Genomic DNA, 15,345 nt, shown 5'->3' with positions numbered 1-15,345 from the left:
TACGAAAAAGATGCCATACACCAAAAACATCCCAAAACGACGAGTATCGATGATTGAACAATATTTATGCAAAGGAAACGAACAACATTGTGTACGATTATGAACGTTTTAATTCAGGCAATTTGATTTCTAATCTTTCACCATAAAGCGCAAGTTGATTAGATATAAATTGTCGAGCAAAATTTGAATAACCTTTTTGGGCTCCGTAAGTTTTCCAGCCAGAAAATTTGAATACCAATCCAAGAAGTTCTCCACTAACAGGTAAGGATGATTTAATTCCCAATACTTTTGAAGCTTCTTTACCCAGAAAAAAATTTAAAATGGGTTCTACTTGAGTTGAAATTAATGCATCAGGAATCGTGGCTTTATAATAGCTGATAAGTGCTTGTATTAATTGATGCCCTGCATCTGATCGTTTTAAATGACGATTACGAATATGTTTCTCTAATTGAAATGCTTCTTTGGAATTCTCTGGCCAATATACTTCCTCAATCCCCATCATTTTTCCTACCCATTTCCAGTAGCGCATGATTGTATCGACATCTTCTGATTTTACATTAAACCCCATTTTCTTCCACCCGCGGATTACAATTAGACTAAAAGATAGATTCGTCCCAATAAGGTCTTCTTGATTAATGGGTTTGCCGAAACTAGTACTCCAATCCTTGGCGTAGTGCTCGATAAAGTATCTGCTAAATGAGTGAATGAGCCTAACCTTTGCACAGGTTAGTAAAGCTTTCTTTTTAGTAATGAATGCTCCTGGTTCAAAAATATCCATAATAAAACTGCTTGTTTCACCAAGTCTGCGTCCGATGTCGCTAAGTATTCTCTTAGACCTAACAAGCACTTCTGCTCCATCGCCAAAAGCGTAGGCGTAAGGAAGTGAATAAAATCCAAGCATTGCGAGGTAGAGGTCACCTTTTTGATCAAATATTTTTTGCCCTTTTACTAGAATTTCCTCTGGAATATCAGTCTGATTAAGGTAGAATTCGAAAAAATCTTTAAACTCCCGAGGATAAGATTTTTCAATTTCAGCAGGTATTTCGATCCAAGAATTTATTTGGGTAATTAAATCAGGATTTTTTATTAATTGGCTAACTAATTGATCTGCAAGTGGATCTTGTATCTGACGCAACAGGTCAAATTCATCATTCTGGTATAGTTTTATTTTGCTCACATCATTCTAACCTTGATTTTGTAATTTGGTTGGAACATTTTCAACAAACAAATGAAAAAGAGTATTTGCTTGACGTTAGTAACGTTTTTATTAGGTGTCCCTTCAATATTTGCCCAAACGGCAACTGATCTTTGGGTGATCAACACCAAAGGTAAAGGGGGGAAATTAGAACTTTTGACCGAAAGCGCGAGAACCCTTACGGATAGGCCACAATACGATAACCAACCTAATTTCATTAATGAATATCAATTAGCATTTTCTGCTGCCGATGAAAATGGAAATCACGATATTATAGTCTATAATTTCGAGTCTGACAAATTTACCAATTTTTCTAAGACTTCAGATCGAAATGAGTTTTCGCCTAGCATTACTGATTGTGGTATGTATATCGCAGCCTTAGTTATGGAAGAAGACAAGAAGCAGCGAATATGGCTTTACCCTACCAGTTTTGAACCTGCTGAGCTGCTATATGACGACATAGAGCCCGTTGGATATTACGATTGGTATGACAATAAAGCGGCGATGTTTATCCTCGGTGAGCCCACTAAATTAATTTATGCAAGAGGAAGGAATGATCTTATAGAAATTGATTCTATGATAGATCGTACCGTAAAAAAACGCCCTAACACATCTGAAATCACCTATATTTCGCAACCTGTAAATGGAAAAGCTGGCATTATTAAGAGCTATGATATAGAAAATGGAAATAGAGAAGTATATCTTGCCGGCGTTTTAGGATCAAAAGATTTCATTTGGTTAGACAAAAATCATCTTATGATGGCTTCAGGAAATGAAATTTTTATCAGAAAATATAACAGTTCGGAATGGAAATCACTTGGTGAGATCAGCTCCGGCACCCATGAAAATATTACCCGAATGGCCTATAGCGCAGATCTAAATGTGCTCGTGGTCACAATGAACAGAAAATAATAACACTATGAATCCTAGTAAATTAACACTTGTAATGGCTGCGCTACTAGTATGCTCACAAGCTTTTTCTCAAGAAATAGAAGACAAAAGAGGTATTGTTGCTAAGAATGCTGAATTGGTGAAAGTCCAAGATGGCTTTGAATTTACTGAAGGCCCTGCAGTAAATCGCTTTGGAGATGTATTCTTTACTGATCAGCCAAATAATCGCATCCATAAATGGAACGCTATATCCAATGAGGTGAGCGTTTTCAAAGAAGATGCAGGACGTTCAAACGGCATGTACTTTATGCTTGACGGTACATTAGTAGCTGCTGCAGACAATAAAAACGAACTTTGGGCATTTGATACAGATGGTAACCATACAATCTGGATCAAAGCTTTCAAAGGCAAAAAACTAAATGGACCAAATGACCTTTGGGTGCGTCCTAAAGGTGGGATTTATTTTACTGACCCACTTTATGTAAGACCTTATTGGGAAGATCGCGAAAAAGAATCTGAGCAAGCGGGACAGAATGTTTACTTTCTGTCTGCTGACAAGACGGAGTTGTTTACAGTAGCAGAAGACCTTACTCAGCCTAATGGGATAGTCGGTACTCCTGATGGTAAATTTCTTTATGTATCTGATATAGGGGCAAAAAAAACCTACAAATATGAAATGAGAGAAGATGGATATTTGATCAACAAGACATTATTTTGTGAATTGGGATCAGATGGAATGACCATAGACGATAGAGGAAATGTCTACCTAACAGGCGATGGAGTCACTGTTTTCAATCGTAATGGAGATCAAATCGCACATATCCCTGTGCCAGCAAAATGGACAGCAAACGTGGTGTTTGGCGCCTTAGATAGAAAAACACTTTTTATAACCGCAATGGATGCAGTCTATACCTTACAAATGAAAAATAGAGGTGTTTGGTAAACTAAGAACTGAAACTTAACTCGTTGATTAAAAAAAAATCCCGGAAAGTAAGCTTGTTAGCTTCTTCTCCGGGATTTTTCTTTTGTAGAATTCTGTCAAAATTTCGTTCCTATAAATGATCAAGAATTCTAAGCATAATCACGAATTTAGAAAATTCCGATGTAGTGATTTCCTGGCTGATTTACGAGAGTAGCTCCTTTTGTAGCGACTCCAGTGTTGCTATCCATTATATAGATGTTTCCATTTTTACCTACAGGTGTCACAGCGATGTATACGTTTTTCCCATCAACTACGAATCCTTGATACTGATTGAACTCTAGATCGACATCGTAAGGAATATCTACTATTGAAGCTGTTTTTGCATTCAAATCCATCCAAACTATAAAACCATTTACTGCAGCGTCATGAGAGATAAGTGCAAAAGCTTTACCTCCCTGTGCATACTGCCAAGCTTCGATAGTGACGCCGGTTAAACCAAGAGCCTGATTCAAACTGAATACATACGAGTTGTCATACTCATTGCTCTGATTGATTTTCAGAATATGAGAACCTGCAGGATCCCTTTCTGTGGCCTGATAGATATTTCCATCATCGCCCAGGTAGCTGTAGTGACTTCTATATCCACTATTATCACCATGTGAAACAGTCGAAGTAATCACTGTAGGATTAGCAAAAGAAGGATAATCTACTACTACTGATTTAGTACCTAATCTATCATAGTCGCCTTCTGTTTCACCTGTTACCGTATTATATTTTCTCATCCAAGTTCCGATAATCAATTTATCTTCTGCTTTATTCAAAACTGATCCGTCTAATCTAAAAATGGTATGACCTGCTGCTTCTTCCTCATTGGTAAGTGGAATTTCATATTGCTGGTAGCTTTTTATCAATGACTCCTGTAGATCCAGAGCCAATACCGTTGCAACTCCTCTGTAGTAAGCAAATGATGCGTTTGGAGTTGATCCAGCTGGAGCATTATTAGCTTTAATGTTTGCCACGTTAAGTGCAACTCCAGTCTTATCACCATCATATAGCTTCAACCAACGAGGAGAAGTTCCTGCATACTGTGAGATATTCACCGATACATCCGACTGTGCAAAAGATCCACCGCCGTTCACAGTATATCTGGAGAATTCACCACCATTATCGCCTGTGTATGCGATATTGAACAGGACAGATCCATCTTCAGAAGATTGAAGATGTGCAGTTCTGTTAGATTTCACACCAAATCCTTCGGTGTAAACACTGATCTGCGTATCTGGATTTTGAGCTTCTTCTTTAGTCACAGAATACACCATAGTTCCACCGTTTCCATCGCCTGGGTTATCCCCCATTAAAGCTCCAGCCACTGTGATAAATCGGTCTTCCTGTTCTTCAGGATCGGTGATTGGATCGCCTCCATTATCATCGCTACAGCTGCTGAGAACAACTGTTCCTAGCAATGCGCCAATTGTTAAAAAGTTTAATATTTCCTTTTTCATAGTTTACGTAGGTTAATTAAATTATATAGGTTGGTTAAAATTTGTTGATTGTATAGTTTACTTTTAAATAAAAGCCTCTTCCGGGTTTTTGCACTGCAAAATTATCGTATGACTGATGGTTGAAAATATTTCTTAAGTCAGCACTTATCACTAATTTCTCACTTGGGAAAATGTAATTGAGACCTATGTCTTGAATGAACTGTCTAGGGGTTCTGAAATCTTCAATCTCTAACCAAGTGGTATAAAACTGATCTACAAATCCAACACTGTAGTAGAGATTTAGAGCGGATTGTTTTTGCAACACATTTTTAAACCCATACTGAACGGTAGAATTGATAGTGAAAAATGGCTCGTTAGGAAGTTTCTGATTATAGTATGAATATTCTTTTCCATTAGGATCGTATTGCATGTTGAATACGGAATTAAACTTGGAGAAATTGAGTAATACACTCAGGTTATCTTTCCAGGAATAATTGATTTCTCCTTCAAAACCTATAGACTTTGTCTTCCCTAAATTCTCAAATGGATCTGTCTGCACTGCGTCGTTCAACCTTGGGTTGATTTTTCGCACAATTTTATCCTTAGTATCTCGTAAAAAACCTGATGCATACACGGTTAGTTTACTTTCAGTATTCAGCTGATAAGGCCCACCTCTTAAGCCTACATTTAGGTTGTTGCTGAGTTCTGGTCTGATCGCTAGGTTCTCTATGATATTCTCTCCTGGGCTTCCAAAAATTTCATTTTCGGAAGGCATTCTAACCGCTTTTTCTGCAGAGGCCAGAAGAATGAGATTTTGATTTAACTCATAAGATGTGGCAATTCCATATCCTGAGGTATAAGTACTACTTGATACACGATCCTCACTTTTTACTTGCTCCCCATTTACCTTTGTCAGAATTGGATCCATTCGATCGATCTTCTGCTGGTAATATTTTCCAAAAAGATTTGATTTAAACTTTGAATCAAAAAGAGTCACTTCATAAGCCAAAGCCGATATATTTTTCTCTAAATCCCGAGTACCTATAAATTCCCTTTCGGCAGCAGTTTTCATATCATCACGCTGAGTTCTATCGATCATATAATACATATGGCTAAATACCACACGGTGCTTCTCAGAAAAATCATAGGTAACGCCTACTCTATACGTAGCAATGTTTCTATTAATATGATTGATAGTTGGCGCACCCTGCTGAGCACCATTAGGTCTCAAAATAGGGTCTCCATTAAGTCCAATGCTTTGCTTACCAAACCAGTCATAATTCCACCGAACGGTATCATTAACAACTTCATTTCGGTCAGAAACCATCCCATTGAAGGTCACTTCAAGTCCTTGAGTAAGAAAGTTCTGTTTTGCGTAGCTTAAACTCAAGACATTAGCTTGAGACTCCGTAAAACGACCTTTGTATGGAATCGTCATGTAGGTTCCGTGCTGGATTTCGTTGTAATCATCCGACACATTGTATCCCACATAAAATTGATCAGCCCATTTCACATCAGTGAAACCAACCTGAATAGAAGCTCCTACGGATTTATAAGCATCATTGAATCGCTTCGCTCTCACATATTCATAGCGACCGTTTGGAAGAATATTTCGCACAAATTTGCCCCAAATCTCATAATCGTTGTCCGAGTAATTGTAAAACGCTGAACTTTTTACCGTAAAACCAGAATTAGAATTTCGATAGGATCCACTAATATTTGCCTGTTGCGTATTGAAAGATCCATAAGATATAGAAGTAGTCAGATTGTTCATGGCGCCCTTTTTCAGCACCACATTGATGGCCCCACCCAATGCATCATCAGCCAAATGCGCGGGTATTACGCCCTTGTATATCTCGATTCGTTCTATTAATGCAGGCGGAATACTATTGAGACTAAATGATGAACCATAAGTAGAGATAGGTACTCCGTCGACAAAAATCTTCACGGAATTTCCTGACATTCCATTTAGATTATAAGAGACTTGTGATCCTAAACCTCCATTTTGTCGAACTTTAACTCCTACAGATCTATTTAGGAGATCATTGGTTTGCAAAGATTGAAGAGAAGCTTTCTTTGTTTCAATTACATTAACTGCAAAACCTGTTGTTTCAATCTCGCTTTTGTAAGATTCTCCTTTAATTAGAACTTCAGATAGTTCACTATGGTCAGCATGCTGGACTGTAGTTGATAATTTTAAATTGGACTGGTTAAGATGAATTTTAAAATCTAACTGCTGAATTTCAATACTGCTCACTTCGACCGTATGATGTCCAAAAGGAATGGCTGTAAGCTCATATCTTCCTCTATCATCTGAAAGTGTATGTTTTTTTAAAGTTTGAATAAAAACGGACGCGTAAGATACTGGCGTGCCGTCCTCAAAACTTAATGTTCCTGAAACCTTCCCTGTTTGGGCAAAGCCTGTTTCAGAAATGAAAATGATCAAACTGAAAAACACAGTGGATAAAATTGTTCTCATATTTCTGCCTGCCTGAATTAATTGCAAGGCAAAAGTAATCCTTAATTGTAATTAATCTAAATAAGAATTAAAAAATACTGCGTTTGCTTACAAGAAATTTAGGTAAAATCTACCTATGTCATTGATTACTAGTAAATACCTTATTTATAAAAATTCTAAATAAAAATAGTTGAGATAAAAAATAGCTGCTGATCTTGAAATTCAGCAGCTATTTATGAAGGTTTGAAGGAGTTATCAATTAGCAATTTTTATCATTTACATCACAGGACTCTCCAGTTCCACTAGAGATTTCCAGTCCTGAATTAGATTTGGAAAATTCATTCCAGGCTTTCTCAAGTGTCTGATCAAACACCTCATCCGGTTGTGCTCCAGAGATCCCAAATTTTCTGTCCAAAACAAAGAAAGGAACTCCCTTCACTCCTATTGTTCTAGATTCATAGATATCCTGATCTACTTCGTTTTCAAATTTGTTAGAACTTATTACTTCTTGAATAGTATTTTCAGAAAGACAAATTTCTTTCCCCAATCCAAGTAAAACTGCATCATCATCAATGTTAAGCCCATCTGTAAAATAAGCTTTTAGCAAGCTCTCTTTCATCTCATCTCCTTTTCCTACGGTTTTAGCAAGATGCAAAACGCGATGAGCTTTCTTAGTATTTGCGACAACCGACTTGTCTAGATGATAATCCAAGCCTAGTTCTGAAGCCATATTAGTCACATTAGCAGTGATCTCCCTTGTTTGTTCTAGGCTCCAACCTTTTACCTCGGATAGGTATTCCTCAGAACTTTTATTTGGTTGCGTTACTTGATCTGGATTAAGCATAAAACTTTTCCATTCAACTTCTATTTTATCTTTGTGAGGAAATTTCGCTATCGCATTTTCTATTTTTCTTTTTCCGATATAGCAGAAAGGGCAAGCTACATCTGACCATATTTCAATTTTCATATACTTTTAATTTATTTTAATTTACCATCCCCTTGTCAACTTTCGGGGCTTTTAGAACGAAACTCGCATGATTGTGAATCCATCTTCAGTATGACGTTTTTATCTTGCACGATTTCATATTTAGATTCTTTAAGTATCTTATGATGAAATCGAGCTCAGCGCAAACGACAATCAATTATAGGATTTTCAGCTATGCAAGATCCCATGTTACCAATAAGTACCTATTAGTAACATATCAAATAAATTATAAGCTAAAAGAGTTCAGACAACGGTGAAAACTAAAGAATGCCCTTCATGCGCCATGGTAGTAGATAGTAAAGCTAAAATTTGTCCGATATGCAAATTCGAGTTTCCTCAAAGATCACCTTGGATCACTTGGGTTGCAGTATTTCTGCTACTAATCTGGATCCTATTTTACATCTTCTGATCCCACCCTCCAATTGAACATTTAATAAAATGGATAAGCGTAAATTTCTTAAATCTCTGACCTTTCTGGGAATTGGTTCCAGTTCGTTTTTCTCTTCCAAAGAAACTGTAGCAAAATCTATTGCTGACATAGATTTCAGCGCTCCAGACTTTTGGGATCAAATTCGATCCTGCTATAAACTCAAGCCGGAATACATCAATTTGGAAAATGGCTATTATTGTTTTTTGCCTGAAGAAACCCTTGAAAACTACATCACACATCTGAGAGAGGTCAATTATCAGGGATCTAGCTATATGCGCACGGTACAATGGGACAACAAAGCTAAAAGTGCTGCAGCTGTTGCACAATTGATTGGTGCAACACCTGAGGAAGTTGTCCTAACCAGAAACACGACCGAGTCAATTGATTTGATTATTTCTGGATACCCTTGGCAAAAGGGTGATGAAGCAATCGTTTCTAATCAAGATTATGAAAGTCTGCTCAATATGTTTGAATTAGCAGAAAGACGCTATGGTATTAAAGTCAAAAAAATAGACATCCCCATGCATCCTGAAATTGATTCAGATATAGTGACCGTATATGAAAAAGCTATTACGGCTAACACTAAGCTAATGATGGTGCCTCATATTGTGAACATTACAGGGCACATACTACCAGTTAGGAAAATTGCTGATATGGCGCATAAACATGGTGTGGAAGTTATGTTGGATGGTGCTCATGCAGTAGGTCATTTTGATTTTAATATTACAGAATTGGACTGTGATTACTATGGGTCTAGCCTTCACAAGTGGCTGAGTGTTCCTTTAGGATGTGGAATGCTCTATGTGAAAAAAGGAAAAAGTCAACAAATTCGACCCCTCTTAGCTCCCTATGAACTAGATCAGAAAACTTTATTGAACCTTAATCATATTGGCACACATGCTGTCTCCACTGATCTATCGGTCATAGATTCAATCAATTTTCTCAATAAAATGGGAATCAAGCGGAAGGAAGAAAGACTTCGATATATTCAGCGCTACTGGTCAGATCAGGTTCGTGATCTTCCCGGTATCAATGTCAATACGCCAAAAGATCCACATCGCTCATGCGGTATAGCCAACGTAGGATTAGATTCAATGAGCACAGCTGAAATGGCTAAAACCTTAATGGATAAATACAAAATATTCACTGTAGCAATCAATGGATCTGGCGGGGTGAACGGATGTCGCATCACTCCCAACGTTTACACTTCTGAGGAAGAAATGGATCAGTTTGTGCATGCATTGAAAGAAATGTCAGGCAATGCCTAAAATGTACTTCCAGATTCAATTATCAAATAGATAATTTTTCACGAAATAAACTTCTGCCAGGATCAATATTGACAAGATAGACTAGCACTTTTTTCGATATCCATAAAAATTCACACTCAACAGTATATTTTTTGCATAAACCCTTGCATTTTCTTTTCTATGGAATCAATTTTGCCTCCCTATTACGCATGATACAAGTAAATCACATAGCAACCACTTACACGCGCACTACTTCGGTAGAAGTGAAAGCTGATGCTATTGCTTTTTTCACTCCTCTAAGGACGTGTAGATTTTTCTATAGGGTTTAACCCTTCGATGAATAGTTGTACTCCTACGTGGAGTACGTGCCCGCCCTTTTATCTTTGATTTATTTACTAATCTTCCGATTTCATCGGAGTTAACACATGCAATCCCTAATGGATAACATTTCTTTCCAGATTATTGTAGCTAATCCTTCTCATAAGGTTTATTCCACTCAGATCACTGATGAGATGGAAAATTCCGCCAAAGCTCGTGGTACCGGTATAGCCAAACGTAGCCCAGGCTATGTGGAAACCAAAATGGATGAAGGGAAAGCGGTGATCGCATTGACCTCAGACGGTAAATGGGCAGGTTTCTGCTATATTGAAGCTTGGGGACATGGTAAATATGTTGCAAACTCTGGTTTGATCGTTTCTCCTGAATACAGAAAATACGGACTTGCCCGAAAAATCAAGAATGAAGTATTCAAACTGAGCCGTTTGAAGTATCCAGATTCAAACATATTCGGATTGACAACAGGTGCTGCAGTAATGAAAATCAACTCTGAACTAGGTTACATTCCTGTTTCTTACTCAGACCTTACAGATGATAATGAATTCTGGAAAGGCTGCCAAAGCTGTATTAACTACGAGATATTAATGAGTAAAAACAGGCAAAACTGTCTTTGCACAGCTATGCTCTATGATCCCAACTCAAAAAGAAATCACACACAAGAATTAGCACTTCGTGATGATTTCAAGAAAGATCTTAAATTATTTGATCGTTGGGTTAGATTAAAGAAATACGTGATGCTTAAATTGAATAAGTCGAAGGACACCCTTACAAGCATCTTTTTATAAATCATTTCTTCCTTTTCGGAAGCAAAATCCTATTCGATATAGAATCGAGCGAAATGAAGATCGACTGATTATGAGTTGTCCCGATGGCTATCGGGATCATCTAGCGAGATTACAATAGAAAGAAAATTAGACTCTTATGAAAAAAATAGTTTTAGCATACAGTGGAGGCTTGGATACCACATTTTGTGCCTTGCATCTATCCAAAGAACTAGGATATGAAGTGCATGCAGTTTTAGTTAACACAGGCGGATTTTCCGAGGAAGAATTGACAGACATAGAGGAAAGGGCGAAAGGCTTAGGCGTAGCTTCTTTCAAAACACTTCACGTAATGGACACTTATTACAATGAAGTGATCAAATACCTCGTGTTTGGAAATGTACTTAAAAACCAGACTTATCCACTTTCTGTATCTGCAGAGCGCATCCTACAGGCGAAATCATTAGCAGAGTACGCCAAGTCTATCGGTGCAAAAGCAGTAGCTCACGGTTCTACTGGAGCTGGAAATGATCAGGTTCGATTTGATATGATCTTCCAAACGATTGTGCCAGACATCGAGATCGTCACTCCTATTCGTGACTTGAAATTGAGTCGCGCTGAAGAAATCGAATACTTGAAAAAGCATGGCGTTTCGATGAATTTCGAGAAAGCTGCTTATTCTATCAATAAAGGAATCTGGGGAACTTCTGTAGGAGGAAAAGAGACGCTTACGTCTTCCGATTACCTTCCTGAAGAAGCTTGGCCGACTCAAGCAACAGAAACTGAGCCTTTGGAATTGATCCTTTCTTTCGAGCAAGGCGAACTTAAAGGAGTTGATGGTAAAAAATATGATGATTCAGTAGAAGCAATTCAAGCTCTTCAGGCTATGGCTGCGCCTTATGGTATCGGTCGTGACATCCACGTTGGTGATACTATTATCGGTATCAAAGGCCGAGTTGGTTTCGAAGCTGCTGCTCCATTGATCATCATCAAAGGCCATCAGTTGCTAGAGAAGCACACACTTACCAAATGGCAGCTTTTCTGGAAAAATCAATTGGCTGAATTCTACGGTAATCACCTGCACGAAGGGCATTACCTTGATCCTGTGATGAGAAACATGGAGGAATTCATGGCTAGCACACAGACTTATGTGACTGGAGAAGTTCGGGTTTTGCTTCAGCCATTCCGATTCACGTTACTTGGAATCACTTCTAACCATGATTTGATGTCCAACAAGTTTGGTAGCTATGGAGAAATGAACAAGGGCTATACAGCTGAAGACGTGAAAGGTTTCACCCGAATTTTGGGTAACCAAACCTCGATTTTCCATAAGGTAAACTCTGACAATGACTAAAATCAAGACAGCGATCATAGGTGCAGCGGGATATACTGGAGGCGAGTTACTTCGTTTACTAGTTCATCATCCTGCTTGCGAACTGGTCTACGTACATAGCAATAGCCAGAAAGGCAAAAAAGTATCAGAGGTTCATCCGGATCTGATCGGAGATTGTGATCTCATTTTTACTGACGAAGTACAGACAGAAGGAATAGAAGCTGTTTTCTTGGGATTGCCACATGGCCAAACCAAAGGTTTTTTGGATCAACACTCCTTCTCTCCTGAGACAGTTTTGATCGATTTGTCCACTGATTTCCGCGACGAGTCTAATGGCTTTACCTATGGTCTTCCTGAAGTGAATGCTGAGAAAATCAAAACTGCAAAGAAGATCGCAAATCCAGGTTGCTTTGCAACAGGCATTCAATTAGCACTACTTCCTGCTATCGCAAAAGGCTGGGTGAAAGACACGATCAATATCTCTGGAGTCACAGGAAGTACAGGGGCAGGTAAGAAACTAGCTGAGACATCACACTTCAGCTACAGATCTTCAAATATGTCTGTCTATAAGCTTTTTACACACCAGCATCTAAAGGAGATTAATCAGACTTTCAAGCAGCTAAATGCTAGCTTTTCATCTGAAATGCTCTTTGTTCCTTACCGTGGCAATTTCCCTAGAGGCATCTGGATTACAGCTTATTTCCCTTTCGATGGAACTCAAGAGGAGGCTGTAGCTGCCTACAAAGAATTCTATAAAGACGCAGCATTTACTTACGTTTCTGATATCGATATCGATATGAAGCAAGCAGTGAACACAAACAAGGGCATCGTTTACGTGCAGAAAGAAGCTGGTCAATTGGTGATTTACTCTGCTATTGACAACCTACTCAAAGGAGCGTCCGGACAGGCAGTTCAGAATTACAATTTGGCATTTGGACTTGACGAGAGGATGGGCTTGAATCTGAAAAGTTTAGGGTTTTAATTAGATATTAGACTTTAGACACAAGATTCAAGATTTGGTGAGTGCTATTTCGAAATTCAGTATTCATCATTTCTCATTCATAATTCTCCAACCTTGAAATTGATTTGCGAGGTTCATAAGAACTCCGTAAATCAAAAATCGTAATTCGTAAATCCTCATGAAATTATTTGATGTATATCCCCTGATCCCAGTCACCATCACAAAAGCTGAAGGCTGCAAACTATGGGACGATCAAGGACAAGAATATATAGACTTATACGGTGGTCACGCAGTGATTTCCATTGGTCATACACATCCACACTACGTAAAGCGTATCAAAGATCAATTGGATCAGATCGCTTTTTACTCCAATTCCATTCAGATTCCTATTCAACAGGAATATGCTGAAAAGCTTGGAGAGCTTTCAGGCTATCCTGAGTATGAGCTTTTCCTGTGTAACTCAGGGGCTGAAGCTAATGAGAATGCGATTAAGCTTGCTTCCTTCGCAACTGGAAAATCTGGCTTTATTGCTTTTTCTGGAGGTTTTCACGGTAGAACTTCAGGTGCAGTAGCTTTGACAGATAATCCAAAAATCGTTGCTCCCTGTAATGAGAGAGAGGATTTTCAGATTCTTCCATGGGGTGATTTGGAAGCTGTGGAGAAGCGTGTGAAAGATGGAAATATTGCCGGAATTATCATAGAAGGCATACAAGGGGTGAATGGAATTCAGGTTCCTTCTCCTGAGTTTCTAACAGGTTTGGCAGGTATTGCTAAATCTTATGGGGTCAAATTGATTCTTGATGAGGTGCAATCTGGTTTTGGACGCACAGGTAAATTCTTTGCCCATCAATTAGTAGATGGTGTGAAGCCAGATATAATCAGTATAGCAAAGGGAATGGGTAATGGATTTCCTATTGGTGGAATCTTGATCTCACCTGAGTTCAAAGCCACTTACGGACTACTCGGAACTACGTTTGGAGGAAATCATCTCGCATGTGCAGCCGGCCTAGCAGTATTGGAAGTTATTGAAAAAGAAAATCTTCTTGATAATGCCACAATCCTCGGAGAAAAGCTTTTGACCGAATTGAAAGAAATTCCTGGAATCACAAATATTCGTGGTACTGGCTTGATGATAGGTATTGATTTAGATCGGGAAGCTGGCCCTGTACGCACAGAATTGGTCAATAAATACCACATGTTCACGGGAAGTGCAGCAGGAAAGAATACGATTAGACTATTACCACCTTTAAATATCGAATGGATTCAATTAAATTCGTTTTTAACCGCATTAAAAGAAATCTTAAGTCAATCCCCTTCCAGTTAATCCATGGCCAATATTATCCAGCCGCTTCAGCATTTTACAAAATTTGAATCCCTCAATTTAGGCAATGAACTTATTGAGAAAGCGCTTCTTTACAAATCTAATCCTGCGCTAGATAAGGCAAAAGGTGCTGGTAAGCGCATTGGTTGCATTTTCTTGAATCCATCTCTCAGGACTAGGATTTCTACTCAGCTAGCAGCTATGAATCTGGGTATGGAGCCAATTGTATTGAATATGGATAAGGAAGGTTGGGCGCTGGAGATGCAAGATGGAGCAGTCATGAATCGTGGCACTGTAGAACACATCAAAGATGCTGCAGCAGTTTTGGGTTCCTATTTTGATATTCTTGCGATTCGTGCCTTTCCATCTTTGACAAATAAAGAAGAGGACACATCTGATTTTGTTTTTTCTCAGTTTGTTAAATATTCAGGAGTTCCTGTAGTGAGTTTGGAATCTGCCACTCGTCACCCACTTCAAAGTCTAGCGGATCAGATTACCATTCGTGAGAATTGGTCTGGAAAGAAAAAACCAAAAGTTGTCTTGACATGGGGACCACACATCAAATCGATTCCTCATGCGGTGGCCAATTCGTTTGCAGAATGGACGATTGGGATGGATCATGAGCTAACAATTACCCATCCAGCCGGTTATGAATTGGATGAACAATTTACAAATGGTGCTACCATAGAATATAATCAAAGTAAAGCTCTCGAAGATGCTGACTTTGTATATGTGAAGAATTGGTCATCTTTTAATGACTATGGCAAAATAATCTGCACAGACGCCTCATGGATGCTTACCGATAAACATTTACAGCATGCTGAAAACGCTAAAGTGATGCATTGCTTACCTGTACGCAGAAACTTAGAATTATCTGATGAAATATTAGACGGAAAGCGCTCATTAGTACAAATGCAAGCCAAAAATAGAATTTTCGCGGCTCAGGCAGTCATTAGTCACCTGCTGGAACAGCTATAAAGTTATCTCGATTTAGGAAATCGAGCACGACGAAAAATTTAACACT

The 15,345-nt window shown here is 38.5% G+C and carries 12 protein-coding genes; 8 read left to right on the top strand and 4 right to left on the bottom strand.

Annotated features, from left to right (window positions below; all coding sequences use genetic code 11):
- Positions 1–97 precede the first annotated feature (97 nt).
- Positions 98–1,177: an oxygenase MpaB family protein gene (locus BVH02_RS10325; protein WP_086501372.1), complete on the bottom strand. Its 1,080-nt coding sequence runs from the start codon at positions 1,175–1,177 to the stop codon at positions 98–100.
- A gap of 51 nt (positions 1,178–1,228) precedes the next feature.
- Here BVH02_RS10325 and BVH02_RS10320 point away from each other — a divergent pair, with 51 nt between their 5' ends.
- Entirely contained in the window at positions 1,229–2,107 is an 879-nt protein-coding gene (locus tag BVH02_RS10320) for a hypothetical protein (RefSeq protein ID WP_086501371.1), read from the top strand.
- A 7-nt stretch (positions 2,108–2,114) separates the two neighbouring features.
- A complete protein-coding gene (locus BVH02_RS10315) occupies positions 2,115–3,029 on the top strand; it encodes an SMP-30/gluconolactonase/LRE family protein (RefSeq protein WP_086501370.1) in 915 nt (304 codons plus the stop codon).
- 146 nt (positions 3,030–3,175) lie between these two features.
- Here BVH02_RS10315 and BVH02_RS10310 read toward each other — a convergent pair whose 3' ends face one another.
- The 3 genes from BVH02_RS10310 to BVH02_RS10300 all read right to left on the bottom strand — a co-directional run bounded on the left by BVH02_RS10310 (position 3,176) and on the right by BVH02_RS10300 (position 7,914).
- A complete protein-coding gene (locus tag BVH02_RS10310; protein ID WP_086501369.1) occupies positions 3,176–4,510 on the bottom strand; it encodes a hypothetical protein in 1,335 nt (444 codons plus the stop codon).
- A 34-nt stretch (positions 4,511–4,544) separates the two neighbouring features.
- Positions 4,545–6,968, bottom strand: coding sequence for a TonB-dependent receptor (locus BVH02_RS10305; RefSeq protein ID WP_086501368.1), 2,424 nt, complete (start codon positions 6,966–6,968; stop codon positions 4,545–4,547).
- 238 nt (positions 6,969–7,206) lie between these two features.
- Positions 7,207–7,914 (bottom strand): DsbA family oxidoreductase, encoded by a 708-nt coding sequence (locus BVH02_RS10300; protein ID WP_086501367.1) that lies wholly within the window; start codon positions 7,912–7,914, stop codon positions 7,207–7,209.
- Between the two features lie 456 nt (positions 7,915–8,370).
- On the opposite strand from BVH02_RS10300, the gene BVH02_RS10295 reads away from it, so the two are divergent.
- The 6 genes from BVH02_RS10295 to BVH02_RS10270 all read left to right on the top strand — a co-directional run bounded on the left by BVH02_RS10295 (position 8,371) and on the right by BVH02_RS10270 (position 15,299).
- Positions 8,371–9,630, top strand: a complete 1,260-nt coding sequence (locus BVH02_RS10295; RefSeq protein ID WP_086501366.1) for an aminotransferase class V-fold PLP-dependent enzyme — start codon at positions 8,371–8,373, stop codon at positions 9,628–9,630.
- Positions 9,631–10,046: 416 nt separating this feature from the next.
- Positions 10,047–10,730 (top strand): GNAT family N-acetyltransferase, encoded by a 684-nt coding sequence (locus BVH02_RS10290; protein ID WP_086501542.1) that lies wholly within the window; start codon positions 10,047–10,049, stop codon positions 10,728–10,730.
- A gap of 136 nt (positions 10,731–10,866) precedes the next feature.
- Entirely contained in the window at positions 10,867–12,060 is a 1,194-nt protein-coding gene (locus BVH02_RS10285) for an argininosuccinate synthase (protein ID WP_086501365.1), read from the top strand.
- Entirely contained in the window at positions 12,053–13,021 is a 969-nt protein-coding gene (argC, locus tag BVH02_RS10280) for an N-acetyl-gamma-glutamyl-phosphate reductase (RefSeq protein WP_086501364.1), read from the top strand. The genes BVH02_RS10285 and argC overlap by 8 nt, the downstream gene beginning before the upstream one ends.
- 157 nt (positions 13,022–13,178) lie before the next feature.
- A complete protein-coding gene (locus tag BVH02_RS10275) occupies positions 13,179–14,324 on the top strand; it encodes an aspartate aminotransferase family protein (RefSeq protein WP_086501363.1) in 1,146 nt (381 codons plus the stop codon).
- A gap of 3 nt (positions 14,325–14,327) precedes the next feature.
- Positions 14,328–15,299: a Rossmann-fold NAD(P)-binding domain-containing protein gene (locus tag BVH02_RS10270; protein WP_086501362.1), complete on the top strand. Its 972-nt coding sequence runs from the start codon at positions 14,328–14,330 to the stop codon at positions 15,297–15,299.
- The last annotated feature ends 46 nt before the right edge of the window (positions 15,300–15,345 follow it).

This window comes from Algoriphagus ratkowskyi (genome assembly GCF_002150505.1).
Taxonomy (GTDB): Bacteria; Bacteroidota; Bacteroidia; order Cytophagales; family Cyclobacteriaceae; genus Algoriphagus; species Algoriphagus ratkowskyi.
This window is presented reverse-complemented; position numbering and strand designations above follow the sequence as displayed.

Coding starts and splice junctions, on each gene's coding strand:
- BVH02_RS10275 (WP_086501363.1), top strand. CDS start 13,179: ATGAAATTATTTGATGTATATCCCCTGATCCCAGTCACCATCACAAAA.
- BVH02_RS10285 (WP_086501365.1), top strand. CDS start 10,867: ATGAAAAAAATAGTTTTAGCATACAGTGGAGGCTTGGATACCACATTT.
- BVH02_RS10270 (WP_086501362.1), top strand. CDS start 14,328: ATGGCCAATATTATCCAGCCGCTTCAGCATTTTACAAAATTTGAATCC.
- BVH02_RS10315 (WP_086501370.1), top strand. CDS start 2,115: ATGAATCCTAGTAAATTAACACTTGTAATGGCTGCGCTACTAGTATGC.
- BVH02_RS10295 (WP_086501366.1), top strand. CDS start 8,371: ATGGATAAGCGTAAATTTCTTAAATCTCTGACCTTTCTGGGAATTGGT.
- argC (WP_086501364.1), top strand. CDS start 12,053: ATGACTAAAATCAAGACAGCGATCATAGGTGCAGCGGGATATACTGGA.
- BVH02_RS10310 (WP_086501369.1), bottom strand. CDS start 4,510: ATGAAAAAGGAAATATTAAACTTTTTAACAATTGGCGCATTGCTAGGA.
- BVH02_RS10290 (WP_086501542.1), top strand. CDS start 10,047: ATGGATAACATTTCTTTCCAGATTATTGTAGCTAATCCTTCTCATAAG.
- BVH02_RS10300 (WP_086501367.1), bottom strand. CDS start 7,914: ATGAAAATTGAAATATGGTCAGATGTAGCTTGCCCTTTCTGCTATATC.
- BVH02_RS10320 (WP_086501371.1), top strand. CDS start 1,229: ATGAAAAAGAGTATTTGCTTGACGTTAGTAACGTTTTTATTAGGTGTC.
- BVH02_RS10305 (WP_086501368.1), bottom strand. CDS start 6,968: ATGAGAACAATTTTATCCACTGTGTTTTTCAGTTTGATCATTTTCATT.